The sequence below is a fragment of the Microbulbifer okhotskensis genome, assembly GCF_023895975.1.
GTDB lineage: Bacteria > Pseudomonadota > Gammaproteobacteria > Pseudomonadales > Cellvibrionaceae > Microbulbifer > Microbulbifer okhotskensis.
The window spans coordinates 33,830-53,503 of sequence record NZ_JALBWM010000006.1; the positions used below are offsets into that span (position 1 = coordinate 33,830).

The 19,674-nt window shown below is 47.9% G+C and carries 16 protein-coding genes; 15 read left to right on the plus strand and 1 reads right to left on the minus strand.

The genetic code is table 11. The annotated features are described in order from the left end of the window. Window positions 1–301: 301 nt before the first annotated feature. The 15 genes from MO867_RS02570 to glpQ all read left to right on the plus strand — a co-directional run bounded on the left by MO867_RS02570 (window position 302) and on the right by glpQ (window position 18,721). Window positions 302–1,600 carry a tetratricopeptide repeat protein gene (locus MO867_RS02570; RefSeq protein WP_252464382.1) on the plus strand — a complete coding sequence of 433 codons (1,299 nt, stop codon included), beginning with the start codon at window positions 302–304 and terminating at the stop codon, window positions 1,598–1,600. Window positions 1,601–1,772: 172 nt separating this feature from the next. After that, complete coding sequence (locus MO867_RS02575; protein ID WP_252464383.1) at window positions 1,773–2,945, plus strand: hypothetical protein; 1,173 nt, start codon at window positions 1,773–1,775, stop codon at window positions 2,943–2,945. 17 nt (window positions 2,946–2,962) lie between these two features. Further along, on the plus strand, window positions 2,963–4,183 hold the full coding sequence (locus MO867_RS02580; protein WP_252464384.1) for a hypothetical protein: 1,221 nt from the start codon (window positions 2,963–2,965) through the stop codon (window positions 4,181–4,183). 106 nt (window positions 4,184–4,289) lie between these two features. Next, window positions 4,290–5,846 (plus strand): tetratricopeptide repeat protein, encoded by a 1,557-nt coding sequence (locus MO867_RS02585; RefSeq protein ID WP_252464385.1) that lies wholly within the window; start codon window positions 4,290–4,292, stop codon window positions 5,844–5,846. 276 nt (window positions 5,847–6,122) lie between these two features. Continuing rightward, window positions 6,123–8,213, plus strand: a complete 2,091-nt coding sequence (locus MO867_RS02590) for a PEGA domain-containing protein (protein WP_252464386.1) — start codon at window positions 6,123–6,125, stop codon at window positions 8,211–8,213. Window positions 8,214–8,222: 9 nt separating this feature from the next. Beyond that, entirely contained in the window at window positions 8,223–8,438 is a 216-nt protein-coding gene (locus MO867_RS02595; RefSeq protein WP_252464387.1) for a hypothetical protein, read from the plus strand. Between the two features lie 24 nt (window positions 8,439–8,462). Further along, window positions 8,463–9,257, plus strand: a complete 795-nt coding sequence (locus MO867_RS02600) for a MotA/TolQ/ExbB proton channel family protein (RefSeq protein ID WP_252464388.1) — start codon at window positions 8,463–8,465, stop codon at window positions 9,255–9,257. Window positions 9,258–9,299: 42 nt separating this feature from the next. Next, window positions 9,300–10,604: a hypothetical protein gene (locus MO867_RS02605; protein ID WP_252464389.1), complete on the plus strand. Its 1,305-nt coding sequence runs from the start codon at window positions 9,300–9,302 to the stop codon at window positions 10,602–10,604. Next, window positions 10,594–11,676, plus strand: a complete 1,083-nt coding sequence (locus MO867_RS02610) for a VWA domain-containing protein (RefSeq protein WP_252464390.1) — start codon at window positions 10,594–10,596, stop codon at window positions 11,674–11,676. Before MO867_RS02605 ends, MO867_RS02610 begins: the two co-directional genes overlap by 11 nt. Further along, on the plus strand, window positions 11,673–12,677 hold the full coding sequence (locus tag MO867_RS02615) for a VWA domain-containing protein (protein WP_252464391.1): 1,005 nt from the start codon (window positions 11,673–11,675) through the stop codon (window positions 12,675–12,677). Before MO867_RS02610 ends, MO867_RS02615 begins: the two co-directional genes overlap by 4 nt. Window positions 12,678–12,712: 35 nt before the next feature. Further along, window positions 12,713–13,363 (plus strand): hypothetical protein, encoded by a 651-nt coding sequence (locus tag MO867_RS02620; protein WP_252464392.1) that lies wholly within the window; start codon window positions 12,713–12,715, stop codon window positions 13,361–13,363. 12 nt (window positions 13,364–13,375) lie between these two features. Then, entirely contained in the window at window positions 13,376–14,038 is a 663-nt protein-coding gene (locus tag MO867_RS02625) for a hypothetical protein (protein ID WP_252464393.1), read from the plus strand. Window positions 14,039–14,063: 25 nt separating this feature from the next. Beyond that, window positions 14,064–15,527 (plus strand): M48 family metalloprotease, encoded by a 1,464-nt coding sequence (locus MO867_RS02630; RefSeq protein ID WP_252464394.1) that lies wholly within the window; start codon window positions 14,064–14,066, stop codon window positions 15,525–15,527. 104 nt (window positions 15,528–15,631) lie between these two features. Continuing rightward, window positions 15,632–17,263: a long-chain fatty acid--CoA ligase gene (locus MO867_RS02635; RefSeq protein WP_252464395.1), complete on the plus strand. Its 1,632-nt coding sequence runs from the start codon at window positions 15,632–15,634 to the stop codon at window positions 17,261–17,263. 360 nt (window positions 17,264–17,623) lie between these two features. Further along, complete coding sequence (gene glpQ, locus MO867_RS02640; RefSeq protein ID WP_252464396.1) at window positions 17,624–18,721, plus strand: glycerophosphodiester phosphodiesterase; 1,098 nt, start codon at window positions 17,624–17,626, stop codon at window positions 18,719–18,721. Window positions 18,722–18,767: 46 nt separating this feature from the next. On the opposite strand, the gene MO867_RS02645 is transcribed toward glpQ, so the two are convergent. Beyond that, window positions 18,768–19,547, minus strand: coding sequence for an enoyl-CoA hydratase (locus MO867_RS02645; protein WP_252464397.1), 780 nt, complete (start codon window positions 19,545–19,547; stop codon window positions 18,768–18,770). Window positions 19,548–19,674: the final 127 nt, after the last annotated feature.

A 19,674-nucleotide genomic window follows, 5' to 3' on the forward strand; every position in this document is an offset into this window, starting at 1 on the left:
AGCATCGGATGGTTGAAGTTCTCGTCACAACTCCCCTGCAGGCACATAGTGCTAACTATACTGACTAATACGCGATCAGGTATGCACTCATAAGCATCCAGTCACGTCTTCACTGAGAGCTTAAGGGTACTTCTTGAGCAGCCTTAGAGTCGAGAGAACCACACTCAGGAGAGAACTTCCGCCGTATTCGCTGATGCAGTGGGCGAGCGGAAACGAAACCTCAAACCAGCAGGAGAAAGCTCTGGCTTCAACTGCAGACGGTTTTGGGTAAAGCCAAATATGAAACGGAAGTGGTTCAATCGTGACACAGATAGATACCAGCAATTCCTTTGCTATCGGCTTGATCTTTACAGCCACAGCACTGCTGTGTAATAGCGCCTTTGCCGAGAATGGCGCGCCTGTGGCAGTCCAAACAACTGCTCCTCCCAAGGCCTTCATTGAAGCTGCCTCCAAGCCCCTCAAAAAAAATCCACGCCAGCTGAGACCCTCGGAGGCGGTGGAAAATTATCGTGAACGTATAGAGGAGCTGGAGGCTCAACACGGAGCCTATGGCGTAGGTATTGATGAGCAACTGCTGGGGCTGGCCACAGCACTGCAAAAATCTGGCGCCCATGAACAAGCTGTGAGCGAATTTCGCCGCGCCATGCTTATCAGCAGAGTCAATGAAGGCCTCTATTCCCTGAGCCAAATTCCAATGATTAAGCGATTGATCGAGAGTCAAATCGCGCTCAACCAATGGGAAGAAGCCAACGATAACCAGCTGTATCTCTACTGGCTCTACGAAAAAAATTACGGGGAAAAGGATCCTCGTATGTTACCCGTTATCAACAACCTGAGCCGTTGGCACTTACAGGCATACGTGGAGGAAAAAGGGGACACACTGTTTGAGCACCTTATCAGTGCGACCAACCTCTACTCACTTGCTGTAGATATTATTACCAAGAATTTTGGCTCAACTGATCTTAGGCTCGTAGATGCGTTACGTGGGTTGAAGGCCACCAACTACTACCTTGCCACCTATAAAGGCGAATCACAAAACCCGGTAATTATTAACACCAGCTTCGGCGGGAGTGGCCCCAACTCTCATCAGCGGACCAAACTGGACCACTACAGGATGAAGAGCTTTAACACCGGGAAAAAGGCCATTACACGAATCGTCGACGTCTACCAGAGAAATCCAAAATCGCCGCCTGCGGCATCAGCAAAAGCCAAGGTAGAACTTGGTGATTGGTACATGATGTTCAACAAGTGGCACTCTGCGAAACAAACCTATGGCGAAGCCTATCAGGCTCTCTGGGATAACGGTGCTTCAAACGGTGAAATTGAGGATATTTTTGGAAAACCAGTTGCCCTACCTGCTCTGCCCATTTTGGATTCTGACAGTAAAGCCCTGGCAAACTCGAATATTACTGTCTCCTATGACGTCACAGCCTTCGGCAAGGCAAGAAACATTAAGATACTTAGGTCCTACCCATCCAGTGAAGTCAAAGTTCGCTCTCGAGTCAGGAAAATTCTAAAACGCGCCAAATTCAGGCCACGATTCGAGGATGGAGAGGCGGTGGAAACACGTGGAGTTGTGCAGCGCTTCATCTTCAACTGAAGAATCTATCAGTGCCGGCTTGAGCTTAATGTGGAATCTACGCAAATAGTCAAATAACAACTATTTTTAAAGTTCCACATTGAGCATTCACCGAATAGGCAGCGCATCATTTTGTTATCACAGCAGCCTCAATTGCCTGACTTCACCGGCAAATAGTCTAGGAGAGAAAGAGATGACACCTCGCGACGCGGTAGAGATAATTCACCGCCACAGCTGTTTGTGGAAAGCGCTACTCCCTATTGCTCTAGTGACATCTCTGACCTGCGGCTGTAAAAGTCAACAAACCCAGTCTCAGCCACCTGCGATGCCATCACCCCCATCTTCCAGTTCATCATCGAGCCCTGCATCGCAATCGCAATCGCAATCGCAATCGCAATCAAGCAGTAGCTCACAGAGCTCAAGCCAATCCAGTGCTTCCACTAGCGGGCAACCCAGCAGCAACGCCTCAAGTCAGCCCAGCGCCAATAATCCAACCGCCAGAGCCGAGCAAAGCCAATCCAGCAGTAGTAATAGTACAGCCAGTAATAGCGGCGCTGAGGCACAGGGTGAGGAGTCAGCGGGTGACGGCATGCCAGATCCCAGTGGCTCTAATGATCCCTCATCACCAGTCTATTCCGATCCAGAACAAACAAGTCGGAATGAAGATATGCCGTCTGATCCATCCTCAGGAGAAGAGGGAAGCCCTCCAGAGGACATTGATTTCTCTGAAGAAGAGCAATCCTCTTCTTCCAGCTCAGCAGCCAACAGCGCATCTTCCAGCAATAGCGGCACCTCTCAGAGTAGTGCACCCGCCAACAGCACCTCTGAAGGTCAACCCGGCGGAGGCTCTCCTCGATCAGGTAGTGCACCCAACGAATCACCCGCGTCCTCGGCAGAACGTGTTGCAGAACTGGAAGGCCAGTTCGAATCCACCATGGTCAGCTACGACGGCATGATCCTACGAGAACGGGATTTTGTGAGAAATAAGCCTGGATCAGCCTCAGCCGACAGTGAAGAAGAAGCTATGGATGAAGCCCCCCCTGCGGGAGCGTCACTGGAAGATTTGATTCAATCTGCAGAGGCTGAGATTCCTGTACCACCAAGCGCAGGCCCGACAACGGGTAAAGGGCCTAAGACCAACAACTCCAGTGGTCAAATTACTGGTCCAGGCCTACCCGGCTCAGGGCGCAAGGGCGATTTTGATCACAGCAGTTCTCAAGCGGTTATACCTGCCGATATACCCAGTGGTACCGACGACGATGTGGTCGCTCGACAAATCCGAGAGGCCGCTACTCTGGAAACCGATCCCGAGCTTCGGGAAAAACTCTGGGAAGAATATCGCAAATATAAAAGCGCGACGCAGTAATCTTCGAGGATACCCGTATGCCAATTCAACAAAGCACCAGCTTCTTTAAAAGTACAATCACAGCAAGGGTCATTTTGTGTTTACTGACACTTACTATTGTAAGTGGGTGCACCACTACAGAAGTCAGAACAACCGCTTTTACGCCATTGAGCCTGGAAGATAAGAATATTCCCGAAGAACGATTGCTGGATGTGGGCGTCGTCCAGTTCAATCCTGGTCTGGACACAGAAAAAGTCGACGAAGATGAACTGGTTTTCCCAGAATTACGCCAGGCCGAGTCCCGGTATATGGCAGTGACCCTTGCAGACTCACTGCAATCCAGTCTGGGCTGGGGAGCCGTGCGTGTTATTCCTTCAGAAAGGACTAATATTGACATCACCGTTTCTGGGCGAATCCTTCAATCCGATGGAGAAAAACTAACAGTAGAGATAACCGTATTCGATTCAAGAGGGCAGCTGTGGTTTACCAAAGAGTATTCAGAAAACGCTTCCCATTACGCCTATGATCGCAAGCACCCTACTGAGGGAGATGCTTTCCAGGGAATCTATAACCGCATTGCCAACGATATGCTGAGTTATCGCCAGAAACTCTCCAATCAACAGATATCTGAACTTCGCACTATCTCTGAGATGCGTTTTGCCCGCAATTTTTCCCCAGAAGCCTTTAATCGCTATTTGGCACAAAGTACAGAAGGAATATATTTCCTCAGCGCACTACCCGCTCAAAATGACCCCATGCTGAAAAGGGTCAGGAAAATTCGAGAACGAGATTATTTATTTGTCGATACGTTACAAGAATATTACGGTACTTTTGCCAAAAGTATGGAAGTGCCCTATCAGGAGTGGCGCGCACGGAGCTATGAGGAGGTGCGGGAAATGCGTGAGCTTAAGCGTAAAGCGCGCAACCATACCATTATGGGTGCTGCAGCGATTATCGGTGGTATTGCAGCTGCGGGGGCAGGGGCAGGAAGCGCACGAGCTGCGGGGCAAGTTGGCATTGGCGGTGGTGGCTACTTGATCAAAAGTGCATTCGATCGACGTTCTGATGCCAAGATGCACCTCGAAGCACTGCAGGAACTCGGTGACTCCATAGAGGCTGAAGTGGAGCCACAGATTGTCGAGCTCGAAGATCGCACTATCACGCTCACTGGTACTGTAGAAAACCAATATCGACAATGGCGCGAGATTTTAAAAGAAATCTATGAGTCCGAAACTGGCGCTTCGAGCAATAGTATTTAGCTATATCAGAGGTATTTATTGACAAATATTCACTAATCAGCCCGGTTAGTGTTTTTAGAACACCCAAAATCTTCACTGGGTCAACGAATAACACGGCGGAATCACTATGCAGCACCGCGATAACTCCAAGGAAGATATAGTCCCTATAGAACCTGCTGAATTTACATTCGGCGGTGAGGAATCCTCTCAGCGAAAAAACACAACGACACCAGGCAGTTTTTATCAAAGTGAAAACAAGCCATATTGGCCAGCCTTACTTGGTGTGATCATGCTTAGTGCATTGGTCGGCGTATTTTGGGTGCTTCCCAAAATGGTAGAATCGCCCAAAAGGGCTACCTACCAAGCAGTCGTATCCGATGCAGACTCCCAGCCGCCAGAGGAAAAAGTCCAGGCATCCCCCTACTCTGATGCAGAAATAATGCAGCAACGCAGAGAGGTACAAAAAATTCTATTGGGAATTCTTGCCCTGAACGAGGATCTCAAAGAGCGTCAAGTTGAAAAATGGGCATTTGAAGAATTCTATAAAGCAGAAGACTTGGCACTGGAGGCTGATGAGGTTTACCGGAAACGAAATTTTATGGCGGCGCTAGAAAAATATAAAGAGTCATTGCAAGCATTGGAATACATCAAGGAAAGTATTCCCGAGCGACTGGAACAACATATTAGCGAAGGAAATCGAGCGCTAAACCATGGAGAAATGGACTCAGCCAGTGATGCTTTCAGGTTGGTACTAACTATTTCAACAAACCATCCCAGAGGTTTAAAGGGTAAAGATCGTGCCGAAAAACTACCTCTATCCTGGTGGCATTTTACCCAAGGATCGCAAAAATTTATTGCGGGAGCTCTGAATCAATCCCGTGAACAGCTTAAAAAATCTATTTCTATAGATCCAGAAACTTTTATCGCTCATAACTTATTAGCAAAAGTAGAAGAGGCAATCACTGAGAGGGATTACCAAAGCGCAATGTCATCTGGCTATAGCGCGATTGCCGAACAGAAATTTGAAACAGCGAAAGTCTATTTTCATAAAGCGCAAAAATTAAAACCTATAGCCAAAGCACCCCGCATTGGGCTAATACAGGCAAAAAATGGGGCGGATAGAATAAAAATAGACAAATTACTTCAACAGGCCCGTTTCCAGGAGACAGAAGAGGACTGGCACAAAGCGCTGGAAAGCTACACCAATTTGGTTAAAAAAGATGCTAGCCTAGTAGCCGCAGTTACAGGGAAGGCCCGCGCAACTGCCAGAGCAAAATTAGATGACCAATTACAGGACCTACTGCAAGATCCCCTCACCCTTAGCGAGGGCAAAAGAAACCACTTTGCTCGCAAGGTATTAACTGACGCGCGTAAGCTAAGCGAAGAAACCCCCAGGCTTCAGCAACAAATTGAAAAACTTGAAGGTGCCCTAACACAGGCTTTGATTCCACTTCCGGTGAGGTTCAAATCAGACCGTAGCACCAGTGTCACAATTTATCACGTAGGAAAGCTGGGCAATTTCGATCAGAGAGAGATTGCACTTAAACCTGGCCGCTACATAGCCGTCGGAACACGACAAGGTTATCGGGATGTACGACAGGAATTTATTGTTAAACCGGGAACATCCATACCAGAAGTAGTCATTCGCTGTGCTGAAAAAATAAACGGCGTCAATAATAGCTAAACAAGAGAACCCTGGTAGCAGTACCCAATCTAAGAATAAGATTTTCGTAATAGCCCGGCGTTAAAATAGACACCGTGTTGAACACAGCGAAACGAAGTGTCCTGTGACAAACGACCGATAAATTTCCATGCAGATTACGCCAGCAAGCTAAGCTTGCTGCACATAGGAAATTGTGTACCCCATTTTTGGTGCTTTCGCTTCACGCTACTGAAGATGAAATGCCATTGCCATTGCCATTGCGATAAATCTATAAGTAACAGCAATAGGGAAACATAAATGACAGTGAAGGAAGCCGTCCCTGTCCATGATGAAAAACCAGCCGCTCAGGAGCACAACCTGATTAAACCGGTTGGATTTACACCTGTACAGGTGAAGTCTGCACGAGCTCGTTTGTTTCTTTCTAAACAGGCTTTGATTGTCACAGCCTGTCTATTAATCTCTATTTTCGCGCTGACCTACCTGATTATGGCGCGCTCCCTAATTTTTGATACGAATCCCATTGATGCACGGATAAAGATCAGTGGCTTTTCGATCCCACTTGGCGATGGTCACCTGGTTCTACCGGGTACCTATCGTTTTAGCATTAGTGCTGAAGGCTATCTGCCACAGAATGGCGAAGTTGAAGTAAAAAGCCAAGGACATAGCCGCCACTCCGTCTCCCTTGAAAAACTGCCTGGCCACCTATTGGTAGAGACTACTCCGCAGGTACCGGTAAAAATCCTGATAAATGGTAGCGAAACACCCAACAACAATGGCTTGGTGGAAGGTATTACTGCCGGACCAATGCGGGTGACCATCCTCTCGGAGCGATATTTACCATTCACGCGGGAAATCAATATTGAAGGACTCGACAATACCCATCGTCTAGAAGCAAATCTCCGCCCCGGTTGGGCCAACATCTCTATCAGTAGTAATCCTTCTGGAGCGACGGTCACAGTCGAGGGAAAAATACTTGGTAAAACACCTCTGACAACGGAATTGGTTCAGGGAGACCGAAAGGTTTCTGTATCTCTCCCAGAGCATAAGGGCGTCGATATTCCTGTGGCTGTCACCGCAGGTGTCGATCAAACGCTGGCAACCGTCAGCCTTGGTCCAGCAGATGGCTTACTCCGAGTTGTTACCATCCCCGAGGGAGCCGGGGTTACCGTAGATGGGGAGTTTCGCGGTCACACACCGCTAGAGCTGGAACTCAGCTCTGGCCAAATACACCGTTTGCGTTTTTTTAAAGATGGCTACGCCTCTATTGAACACACCATCGATCTCAGTGCCGGCACCGAGCGCGATCTGAACATAAACCTCAATGTTGTCCACGGTAAAGTTCACGTCAGTAGTGTGCCACCAGATGCCAAGGTCTATATTGATGGGCAATATGCTGGTATCAGCGGACAAACCTTTAATTTACCCGCACGCAGCCACACTATTGTTGTACGCAAAGAAGGCTATCAAGAATTTGATACCCGCGTGATACCCAGTACAAAGCTGGAGCAAACCGTAAGGGCGGTACTGCTGACCTCCGAACAGGCTCGCTGGCGACAAGTGCCCTCGACGTTTCGCCACGCAGCAGGTGGCACCTTGAAGTTAATGCGTCCGAATGCCGTATTCACTATGGGTTCCTCCCGTCGGGAGCAGGGGCGACGCGCCAACGAAGTCATGCGCCAGGTTTCCCTGAACCGCCCTTTCTACATCGGGACAACTGAGGTTACTAACAGGGAGTACCGTCAATACAAACGCCTGCACACCTCCAGCCATGTCAATGGTATAAGCCTGGATAATGACAATCTCCCCGTTGTAAATATCAACTGGACAGAAGCAGTCCACTTCTGTAATTGGCTCAGTGATAGAGATGGGTTAACACCGGTTTATCTGACTGAAGCCGGTCGCATTGTAGGTTTTGACGCCGCCGCCAATGGCTACAGATTGCCCACAGAAGCAGAGTGGGCCTGGGTTGCCCGCTATGACCGAGGCACTATGCGTAAATTCCCCTGGGGCAATGATTTACCAATTAAAAGTGACTCCGGAAATTACGCCGACACGACAGCCACAAAACTAGTCCCCGTCGTTCTTCGCACCTACAGTGATCGCTATGCAGCGACTTCGCCTGTTGCCAGCTATAGCGCCAATGAATTTGGTATCTACGATCTCGGGGGAAATGTGTCTGAGTGGATTCATGATCTCTACACAATCGGTACCGGTCTATCATCCCGAATGGAAGAAAATCCTGTGGGACCTCAGGACGGTGATTACCACGTAATTCGGGGCTCCAGTTGGCGCCATTCAGGTCTGACTGAGCTGCGTCTGTCCTACCGAGATTATGGAGAAACGGCCAGAAATGATATCGGTTTCAGGCTGGCTCGTTGGATTAATTAGGACAACCCCATGAAAAGTATGTTAGCTATTATTTTCCTTTTCGTAGTCAGCCCACTATCGGCACAAGAGAAAGAACAGGCTGAAAACAATTCAAAAACCTCATCTACAGCAGCAAACAATGAGGCTAAGGTGAATAAAAGCAAACGAAAAAGTAGTTCAGATAACTATAAGGCCTCCGAGGAAATTTCTGAGGACTTATCGGTTTCCTTCCCTGTGGATATATAGAAATAGCCGCTTGAGAGTACCACTATGAAATTCAAATCATCGGATTTTTTCTTTCAAATATTTGCTCTACTTGGGTCAATTATTTTCGTACATGCCATTTACGTCGCAATAATACGCCCCAATGCAGACGCCCTGATTGAGGAGCAACTTGCACGGGAAGCGGCGGGTGAAACCTATATTCAACAGCGTTCAATTTACATTGTAATGCGCGACTATGAGCAGGAAGCCTGTTTTGTATTAATGTTATGGGCGATGGCAATCATGGGGTTAAAAGCCCAAAGAAGTATGCGCGAGCGCAAGTTACTGGACACAGCATTACTCAATATCAGTGAAGGAACGCCAATTCTACCCGAGGATACCCGGGACCTGTCGCGGCCCATTCAAGCGCTACCGGAAGTAGAGCGACGATACCTTGTACCCCGAGCCCTACTGACAGCACTCCAGCGTTTCGGCTCCACTAAAAATGTCGCTGCGGTGTCTAACTCAGTTAAAGAAGTTTGTGAAACTGAGGGAGACAGGCTCGACACTGAATTGGCAATGGTCCGCTATATCACTTGGGCAATTCCTTCTATTGGCTTTATCGGCACTGTACGCGGTATCGGTGAAGCATTGTCGCAGGCCCACCGTGCTGTCGAAGGAGATATTGCTGGGGTTACCGTGAGCCTGGGTGTCGCCTTCAACTCCACCTTTATCGCCTTAGTTATCAGCATCGTTATTATGTTTTTTACACATCAGCTGCAGCTTATGCAAGAACGACTGGTTTTGGATACTCAGAATTATTGTGATAACCGCCTGCTGCGCTTTTTAAAAATTAGCTAGCAGACCCAACCTCTTTAATAGTTAGTCGTGCGAGGAATTCCCATGGGACAAGGTGTCCTGGAAATAAATGACTGTGGACTGCGAGTTTTTTCCAACACCAATGAAGTGCTGGAAAGCCCCGGAATTGCTGTAATCGAGACGAGTAAAATCCATATCGGCACATCCGCACAAATGCGTGCTCGCAGTCACCCCACTCAGGTAAATAATCAGTTTTGGCGACGCCTCAGTCTCGAATCACTGAAGTCTGAAAATCAGCACTGTCGTCACCATGCAGACCTGGCTTACTGTCACCTGCAAGAAATATCAGAGCATTGCGATCTGCCTGAAGAAATAGTTTTAGCCGTCCCTGGAAATTTCACTCATGAACAGTTAGCACTGCTTTTGGGGGTTATAAAGGTTAGTGAAATTAATATCGTGGGAATTGTTGATACGGCAACAGCCTGTCTGGGTAATTTGGCCCCTGCCGGCCTCCAGCTACACATCGATTTACAGCTTCATCAAACCTTGGTAACAAAGGTTGCGGTGGACAAACAAGCAACTGTAAAAGCCGTGGAGACTGTGGCCGATGCTGGTTTGCACAACTTCCAAGAGTCTTGGGCCCGTGTCTTTACTGATGCATTTATCATGCAGTGCCGATTCGATCCACTGCACTCGGCTGAGGCAGAGCAACAGCTCTACGATCTAATGCCCCAATGGATCAATCAGGCCATGCGTCAAGGCGAAGTGCTGGCAGAACTCGATGACCGCACCGCTAAAATAAGTCTGCGACAACTGCAGGATGCCACCGCCCCGCTTCTCTCCCGTATTCGTGCAATGATCGAAAACCTTGAGGAGAGAAATAGCGTGAGTTTTATCTCCCATCGCTGGGCAGATATCCCCGGGGGTATTCAGCTGGCACAGAGAATGCACTTGCTCCCCAGAGATTCAATTGCACATGCTATCAACCGACGCTGGAATGAATTGCGGAGCGATGCCAATGCACTCAGATTAATCAACTCGGTCAGCGCACTGCCCCCCAGTGAAGTAAAAATACATGTTGAGAGCTCTTCTGACACCGCAGCTACACATCTGCTTTTCGGCCACAAAGCCCTGGCAGCGCAGGAACCGCTTTTCGTTTTCTGGCACAACGAGAAGTTCCAAATAACGCCAAGCCCGCCAGACCACCCGGCAGCTACCATCACTAACCATGCAGGCAGACTCGCTCTGCGAGTGGATGCTGGAGTCGAGCTCACCCTCAACGGCAAGGAAATCGCCTCGCCGGTCAACCTGAATGCCGGCGATACAATTGGAGTTGCAGATTTTCAGGATATAGTCACTGCAATCAGTGTGGAGAGATATGGGACGTAGACAACGTCGTTTTTCTACTTTCAGCCTGTCATTCCTCGACATCATGTCCTGTGGCTTTGGCGCTGTGGCCCTAATATTCCTTATTATCAAACACGGCTCTGACCACCAGATTGAAGTGGAGACGGAGGACCTTAGTGCTGAAGTTAACCTGTTACAGGAAGATGTTGAATTTGGCCAGGAACATTTGGTCCAAGCACACAATACCCTCGATATTGTCAGCAATGATCTGGTTGAAGCCCAGGGACTTGCACGCCGCATCCTCGAACAAATTGAAGAGACGAAAGGCAATATTGCTGAAATAGATAGTATTGACGAAGAGGAAGACATCAAAAGACTCCAGGACAAACTTAAAAAATTAGAGCAGGCCAAAAAAAATCTGGAGGAAGAGAATAAGAAACTGGGTAACAACGTACGAAAATATGTAGGTGATGGAGACCGTCAATATCTAACCGGTCTGCGTCTTGGCGGAAATAGAATCCTGATATTACTGGACTCATCTGCCTCCATGCTTGGCGACGAGCTGATCAAGATTATACGCGCACGGAATATGTCCTCGCAGGTAAAGCGCAAAACTGAAAAATGGCGTCGAGCGCTCAATACGGTCTCCTGGCTTACCGCGCAGTTTCCTCAGGAGAGCCAATACCAGATCTATACTTTCAATACTTCTTTTCGTGCCGCTATTTCCGGTACCGAAGATCGTTGGCTCAATGTAGATGACCGCGATCAATTGGACCAGGCAATCAAGGGGCTGAATGAGATAGTGCCGGAAAATGGCACCAGTTTAGAAAGAGTTTTTAACGCTATTCATACTATGACACCACTGCCCGATAATATCATTCTCATCACTGATGGGTTACCCACCCAGGGGATGAAACCACCGAGGCGTCCGACCATTTCCGGCCGGGATCGGCGTGCATTATTTAAGCGTGCAATGCGGGTTCTCCCTAAAAATGTTCCGGTGAATATAATTCTCGCACCTATGGAAGGCGACCCATTCGCGGCCAGTGAATTCTGGAAACTTGCCATGCAAACGAAAGGCTCTTTCCTTGCACCATCGAGGGACTGGCCATGACGGGAGCACGAAAGAAACGGCGCCAAGAGGAATTCAGTATTTCCTTTTTGGATGTCATCTGCTGTGGGTTTGGCGCCATTGTCTTATTACTGATGATTGCGAAGACTGCAGAACCTATTGTTCTGGAAGAAGCCGAAGTTGACCTTTCAGGTCAGGTTCTGGAGCTTGAACAGCAGCTTGCCGAGATTCGAGGTGAAACAACAGTATTAAACCGCGATCTCAATGCCAAACGGGAACAAATAGATATTGAACACAAACGGATAGCCAACCTTCGCGGCGAGTTGGAGGCACTGCAAGCTGAATTTGCCAGCAAGACCGAAGGGCAAAGTGAAGAGGGGAAACTCAAAGGCGAACTGACTATCGCACTGCAATCGATCACAGATGAAATGCGTCGGTTATTGGGCGAAAACTACCAGCGAAAGAACAATGTGATTGGCGGTATTCCCGTAGACAGTGAATACATTCTCTTCATAATTGACACTTCGGGCAGTATGTTTAATTACGGCTGGGACCGTATGATGGCCGAAATGGTCAATACCCTCGACTTATACCCCAATGTCAAAGGTATCCAGGTTATGAACGATATGGGGGATTATATGTTCTTCAATTATCGTAACAAATGGATTCCCGATACTCCGGGACGCCGCCAGGCGATACTAAAACGTCTTAAATCTTGGAATCCATTCAGTAATTCAAGTCCGGTAGAGGGAATTCAAAAAGCCGTTCGTAGTTTCTATGACCCCGATAAAAAAATTAGTATTTATGTACTCGGCGATGAATTCACGGGCAAGTCAATCCGCAATGTCATGCTGGCAGTTGAACGAGTAAATGCCAAGCGCGGAGAGTCAAAGAGAAATATTAGAATCCACGCAGTGGGATTCCCCGTCCAATTCTCACGACCTCCACATTTACAAACAACGGGGCTTCGCTTTGCTGCCCTGATGCGCGAACTCACCTATCGAAATGGCGGTACCTTCGTGGGGTTAAATGACTTCCGCTAGTTAATTGATTAAAGGAGGAATATATGAGGTATAGGATGACTCTTGCTAAAAGTATCGTCAACTTAATTGTATTAGGGCTTATTCTGAGCGCCTGCAGCCATACTATCCAGGTAGATGGAAACTATCCAGCACCGATAGGGGACCAATTACCGCTCACCGTAGGATTCTATCTCAGTGAGGACTTCAAAAGCTTTACCTACAAAGAAGATAGCGAAGATCGTGAAGAATGGAGTATCAGCACCGGGCAGGCACAGAGAAATCTTTTTGAAACTGTTCTTGGCTCAATGTTTACTGATGCCGTGTCGCTATCCAAATACCCGCAGGATCTTCCGGAAAATATCGAAATAGTAATAATCCCCGAGGTACGTGAACTGCAATTTACTATGCCACGTGAAACCCGGGTCAATATTTTCGAAGTTTGGATCAAATATAATATGACAGCTTTCGATCCCAATGGAGAGCAAGTTGCCAATTGGGTTATAACCGCTTACGGGAAGACCCCGACCGCATTTCTAAAATCCCAGGAACAGGCGCTCGCACAAGCTATCAATATCGCTCTTCGTGACGCCGGCGCAAATCTCTATACCGGTTTTGAAAAAATTCCAGAATTGCAGGCTTTCCTTTCTGGAAAACGCAGATCACTTTCTTTGCGGGAATTTAAAGTGAAAGCTAAAAAGGCTGAATAGGAGGAGTTTATCGTGTTCAAGCCCCTTATTGTTACAATTATTATCTTTGTCAGCGGCTGTACCACTGTTGTTATTGATGAGTATCGGCGTAGTGATGGCGAACTCACCGAGGGCGACTCCGTCGTCATCCTCGGCCGTCGTCATTCCAGCGAGTATGAAACTGAGCCAGATTTAATCGCTTGTGTCGGCAGGGAACTACACAATCCGGAACAAGGTGTAAATATCATCCCGGAAAAAGAGTTCGTCGACATAATGTACCCCTGGTTTGAACCCAGAACCGCACCCATGCATGTCCGCTCACTCGACCGTCTAATGGAAAACAAAAATGTTCGTGAGCGCATGGAGGCCTACGGAGTCAAATATATCGTTTGGATCGATGGATCAACCGAAACTACGGCCAGTGCAGGCTCTATTAGCTGCACAATCAGCACTGGCGGTGCCGGATGCTTTGGTTTTGGAACCTGGGACAAAGAATCAGACTATGAAGCAGCCGTTTGGGACTTCAGGGACAGAGAACTCTCAGGAAAACTCAGCGCTGATGCCAAGGGAACTTCCTATATGCCTGCAATCGTCATCCCTATTCCGCTTATTGCCAGAGTACAAAATAATGCTTGCAAAGGCATGGCGCTGCAACTTCAACAATTTTTGGTGCCGTCGGGAGCACCCAATTCATAAATAATTAATCAGCTGGAGGCCAGCGATGGTGACATATATCAATCGGATTATTACCTGCTCGATTGTAGTGCTCTTTGCCGGGTGCGCATTCAACCCCGCAACCAATAAACCTGACCTGGTATTAATGTCTGAGAGCAAAGAAATTTCAATTGGCAAGGAAATGCATGAAAAGATTATAGAGAGTACTCCAATCTATACCGACCCGGTACTCACCACCTATGTCAATCACGTTGGACAAAAGGTCGCTGCTGCCAGTGACCGACCTGCTCTCAAGTACCACTTTACTATTATTGACAGTCAGGATATCAATGCATTTGCACTGCCCGGAGGATACGTCTACATCAACAGGGGTTTACTTACTTACCTACATTCTGAAGCAGAAATGGCGGGCGTTCTCGCCCACGAAATTGGCCATATCACCGCGCGACATGCCGTCCGTCAAAAAACAGCTGCTACGGGAGCCAGTGTTGTGTCTGTACTTTCCGTATTGGTGACAGGCAGTGGTGTAGTTGGCGATGTAGCAAACCTGTATAGCACTGCAGCCGTAAAAGGCTACGGGCGGGAGATGGAGTTGGAGGCTGACCGCTTTGGCGCCCAATATATGTTCAAAGCTGGCTATGACCCTCAAGCCATGATCAATGTTATAGGATTACTCAAAGATCAGGAAACTTTTGCCCGGCGCCGCGCCCGAGTTGAAGGTAAGAAGCCGCAAACTTACCACGGTGTTTTCTCATCACACCCCAGAAACGATCTCCGTCTGCAGGAAGTTGTTGATGCCGCAGGCCAATTACCAGAAGAGGGCAAGGAAACCAAAGTAACTTATTACCGCAAAAAAACCGACGGCCTCGTCTATGGACAAAATACACAACAGTCCAATAAAAACCGCTACAACCATAAACGACTGGGTTTTTCCCTATTATTTCCTGAGGGATGGCTCGTTGAAAACCAACGTTCAGCCATTGTAGGTTCCGCTCCAGATAAAAGTGCAAAGATCACTATTACAATTTCTAATCGCGAAGGTAATCAACCCGCTGATATGGCCCTGCGATCTGAATATGATATACGTAAACTGGAGCAAGATGAAAAGCTCAATCAGTACCGACTAGAAGGGCACACGGGGAAAATACCCAACTTAGAGAAGGAGGACGCAGATCCTGACAGAATTGCAGTAATTTTTTACGGTAGCCGTCAGTTTATGCTCGAAGGAAAAATCATTCGTAGTGACAGCTCTTCAGAGGAAGTTGTTGATCAATATGATGACTTATTCCTGACTAGTATTCGTAGCTTCCGTCCACTACGGCCGTCTGACACTGTTGAAACTGATATTAAACGCTTGCGCTACGTCCAGGCGAATGAAAAAACTTCTTTTGCCTCCTTGGCAAAGCACATGGAAATCGGCGAATATGCAGAGGAGCAGTTACGCCTTTTAAACGGTTACTACCCCCGCGGCGAACCCAAGCCAGGGGAATGGATAAAAATCATTCAGTAGTTTAAAAATAATCAATTTTTATCCTTTTACTGCCGCCTTCCTAGTTTATTTCCAGGAGGGCTCACGCCTACCTGAAAATAAAAGATAATAATAAGGAGTAAACGATGAACGGCTTGATGATGCAATCTCAGCTCATCCTCACAGGTATCATGAACCATGCCCTGAATAATTCACCTGATAGTGAAATTGTCTCGGTAACTCAGGATAACCCCCACTTCCGTTATAGCTATCAACAAGCGTTTAAACGAGTTTCCCAATTAGCACACACGCTAAAAAAGCTTGGAGCCAATAAAGGAGATCGAATTGGTACCCTAGCCTGGAATGATCACCGACACTTTGAACTTTATTATGCCACCTCCTGTAGTGGCCTTGTTTGTCATACGATCAACCCACGCCTCTTCCCAGAACAAATCACTTATATAGTAAAACACGCGGAAGATCGATGGTTATTTATTGACCCCGTATTTATGCCCTTGGTCGAGAGAATGGCAGAACAACTCGACTCTGTTAAAGGCATCATTGTGTTGACAGATAAGGCTCATATGCCTGCTACTAACCTGGCGAATGTTTATTGCTATGAAGCGCTAATCGAAAGCGAATCCATCGAGTTTTCCTGGCCCGAACTAGATGAAGAGTGCGCAGCGGCGCTCTGCTATACATCCGGTACAACAGGTGACCCGAAAGGCGTGCTTTATTCGCACCGTTCACTGATGCTCCACACTTATGGAGTACTGATGCCTGATGTCTTCGCAATCAGTAGGGATGAGGCCATATTGCCCGTCGTACCAATGTTTCATGTCAATGCTTGGTCTATACCTTTTGCTGCGCCCGCGGTGGGCGCAAAGCTTGTTTTGCCTGGCCCAAAGATGGGCTGTGGTGAGACCCTGAGCAGTTTGATACAGAAGGAAAGCGTTACTATTGCCGCCGGTGTTCCAACAGTTTGGCTCTCCCTGCTCAAACATCTCCGAGATAACCAGGATACCTTGCCAAGTCTCAACCGTGTTGTCGTTGGCGGCTCAGCTTGCCCCTGGAGCATTATGGCGGAATTTGAACAAAAACATGGTGTTTACACTCACCACGCTTGGGGTATGACAGAAATGAGCCCCCTGGGGACTTATAATGCCCGGGTACCTAAAAACCTACCAAACGAAGCAGCCCAAGCCCTCAGACTAAAGCAAGGCCGCTCCGGGTTTGGCGTTGAAATGCGTATTGTAGATCCAGAAGGCAACACCCTCGCCCAAGATGGCCTGGCCTTTGGCGCCTTACAGGTGCGCGGCCCCTGGGTGTGCGAGCGTTATTATCGCTCTGATAAGTCAGCCCTTACCACAGACGGCTGGTTTGATACCGGGGATGTTGCCACTATCGATGCCGACGGCTACCTAACGATCACTGACCGCACCAAAGATGTGATCAAGTCAGGCGGCGAGTGGATTTCTTCCATTGAACTGGAAAATTTTGCCATGACACTCGGAGATGTCGCGGAGGCCGCGGTCATTGGTGTGGCTCATGAAAAGTGGGCCGAACGCCCTCTACTTATCGTTATTCCCGCTGAGGGCAAAAAAATAAAATCCTCTGAAATCCTGGCAGCCTTTAAAGGCCATTTTGCCAACTGGTGGATTCCCGACGACTGCGTGACAGCAAAAAAGCTTCCTCACACTGCGACGGGTAAAGTGAGTAAGAAAGATCTCCGTGAAATCTACGCAGATTACTTATGGCCTCACGAGGCTACAGTTTAGACTTCTCAAACACCCTGCTCCCTTACTGAAATTTGCGGGCTTCTGGCCCGCCATAGGTCTATTCCGCCCTCAGATCAATAACCAAAATCTATTAAGTAATGAAAAATGCCAAATTTGTATTATTCGTTAAATGGATGACAATCTGGTCCAGACTTCGCGATAGCCTAAATAACACCCTCTCAAGTTATTGATCAGGCTACCCATGTCTTATTAATAACTGGCTAAATTCCAATTTGGACTTATTTAACGTGTGAAAATAGTTGGAATACTCGGAGCGTACAATTGCTAACCTTATTGATATCTCTCTGTCACAATCTTTTGCTAGAAAGTGCCGCACAGTCAATTAAGGGTTACTTTCACATGTTTAAAAAACTTTTATCATTTGTGTTAATCGGCTGTTCGATAGCCTCAACGCTCACTTGTGCTGACAGTATTCAACCTCGCAAGAAGCACCCATTGGTGGTTGCTCATCGCGGCGCCTCCGCTTACCTGCCAGAACATACGCTGGAATCCAAGGCGCTGGCCTACGGCATGCGCCCGGATTATATAGAACAGGACTTGGTACTCAGTAAAGACAACCACCTGATTGTCATGCACGACATTCACCTCGACAACGTAACCAATGTTGCCGAAGTTTTTCCACAACGTGCACGAGATGACGGCCACTTTTACACTATCGACTTTAGCCTTACCGAACTCAAACAACTTCGGGTTTCTGAGCCTTTTATAAACGGGGAAGATGGTCACCAGGCAAAATACCCCGGGAGATTCCCACTATGGAAATCCAGCTTTAAACTCTCCACTTTCGAGGAAGAGCTCGAGCTAATTCAAGGGCTTAATCGTTCGCTGGGCTACGACATTGGTATCTATCCGGAAATTAAAAAACCCTATTTCCATCACTGGGAGGGTAGGGATATCGCCGTATTGGCGCTGCAAACACTAAAGAAATATAGCTACTCCGATATTGACCAAAAAATTTTCCTTCAGTGCTTTGATGCAGAAGAGCTCCAGCGTATTAAATTTGAACTGATGCCATCCCTAGGTATGGACTTACCCTTAGTGCAGCTGGTTGCAGCCACAGATTGGGGGGAAAAGCTGATTACAGTCAACGGAAATATCGAAAGCTATGACTACGACTGGATGTTACAGCAGGGCGGACTGAGTAAAATTGCCACTTACGCAGAAGGAATTGGTCCCTGGTACCCAATGCTGATTGACACGAAAAATGGCAAGCCGAGCGCTAATGGTGTCGTTCGCCGCGCACATAGCAGACAGCTACAGGTCCACCCATACACTTTCCGCGCTGACACCGGTAAAGTGCCTGAAGAGTTTGCAAGCTTTGAAGACTTCCTGCACTTTGCCGTATACCGGTTGCGTATAGACGCTCTCTTCACCGATCACCCGGACAGGGCGGTCAATTACCTGTCACGAAACCCAAGGCATAATCCGACTAATTAAATATGGATAAAGAGTAAAAAGGCCGCATCTTGCGGCCTTTTTCAATTCAGTCGAACTTGGAAAAATCTGCTGGCCGCTTCTCCATAAAGGCCGTGGCAGCTTCCTTAAACTCCTCAGATGCAAGGCGCTCTTTAAAGTGACGGCCTTCATCCTGGATAAACTCCAACCCCCTCTCCTCGGTGCCTGTGCGCAATAATTGCTTGGTCAGGCGTACCGCTGCCGGCGCCTTTTTAGCAAGTTCAGCGGCAGCCTCACGGGCACGTACTATAGCTTCCGCTGGTGCCACCGCTGCATTACAGATTCCAATTTCAACAGCTTCCCGTGCTCCAAAGCGCTTACTCAGCAATAGCAGTTCGGAGGCCTTAGCATGGCCAGCAATACGGGGGAGTAAGTAACTGGAGCCATATTCAGGGCACAGCCCCAGATCCACAAATGGCATTTGGAACATGCTATCTTCACCAGCAAAAGACAAGTCACAGTGCAACAACATAGTTGTACCGATACCTACCGCCGGGCCATTCACAGCCGCAACCACCGGTTTGGGGAAATGGTAAAGGGCACTCATAAACTGGAAAACTGGGGACTCCTCTCCCTCTGTGGAACCTCCCAGAAAATCGTTCAGGTCATTACCACTGGTGAAAATACCTTCTGCTCCAGAAATAATCGCAACCCGGATATCCGTATTGGTCGCCGCACTATTGAGCAGATCTGCCATGGTTTTGTACATAACCATCGTCAGGGCATTTTTACGCTCAGGTCGGTTAATAGTCATTTCAAGGATGCGGTCTTTGACCTGAACCTGAATTTCCGCGCATGCGCTTTGCATAATGTTCTCCGGAGTAAGAAGTAGATCGGGCACTCTGAGTGACCGCAATATGAGGCCTCAGCAAAAAATAGCTTTTCTTATCAACTGCAAGCCACCTTTTCAGACGATCCATATTAACCGTTGCTCT

Coding starts and splice junctions, on each gene's coding strand:
- glpQ (WP_252464396.1), top strand. CDS start 17,624: ATGTTTAAAAAACTTTTATCATTTGTGTTAATCGGCTGTTCGATAGCC.
- MO867_RS02580 (WP_252464384.1), top strand. CDS start 2,963: ATGCCAATTCAACAAAGCACCAGCTTCTTTAAAAGTACAATCACAGCA.
- MO867_RS02575 (WP_252464383.1), top strand. CDS start 1,773: ATGACACCTCGCGACGCGGTAGAGATAATTCACCGCCACAGCTGTTTG.
- MO867_RS02630 (WP_252464394.1), top strand. CDS start 14,064: ATGGTGACATATATCAATCGGATTATTACCTGCTCGATTGTAGTGCTC.
- MO867_RS02585 (WP_252464385.1), top strand. CDS start 4,290: ATGCAGCACCGCGATAACTCCAAGGAAGATATAGTCCCTATAGAACCT.
- MO867_RS02590 (WP_252464386.1), top strand. CDS start 6,123: ATGACAGTGAAGGAAGCCGTCCCTGTCCATGATGAAAAACCAGCCGCT.
- MO867_RS02620 (WP_252464392.1), top strand. CDS start 12,713: ATGACTCTTGCTAAAAGTATCGTCAACTTAATTGTATTAGGGCTTATT.
- MO867_RS02635 (WP_252464395.1), top strand. CDS start 15,632: ATGAACGGCTTGATGATGCAATCTCAGCTCATCCTCACAGGTATCATG.
- MO867_RS02610 (WP_252464390.1), top strand. CDS start 10,594: ATGGGACGTAGACAACGTCGTTTTTCTACTTTCAGCCTGTCATTCCTC.
- MO867_RS02605 (WP_252464389.1), top strand. CDS start 9,300: ATGGGACAAGGTGTCCTGGAAATAAATGACTGTGGACTGCGAGTTTTT.
- MO867_RS02600 (WP_252464388.1), top strand. CDS start 8,463: ATGAAATTCAAATCATCGGATTTTTTCTTTCAAATATTTGCTCTACTT.
- MO867_RS02645 (WP_252464397.1), bottom strand. CDS start 19,547: ATGCAAAGCGCATGCGCGGAAATTCAGGTTCAGGTCAAAGACCGCATC.
- MO867_RS02615 (WP_252464391.1), top strand. CDS start 11,673: ATGACGGGAGCACGAAAGAAACGGCGCCAAGAGGAATTCAGTATTTCC.
- MO867_RS02595 (WP_252464387.1), top strand. CDS start 8,223: ATGAAAAGTATGTTAGCTATTATTTTCCTTTTCGTAGTCAGCCCACTA.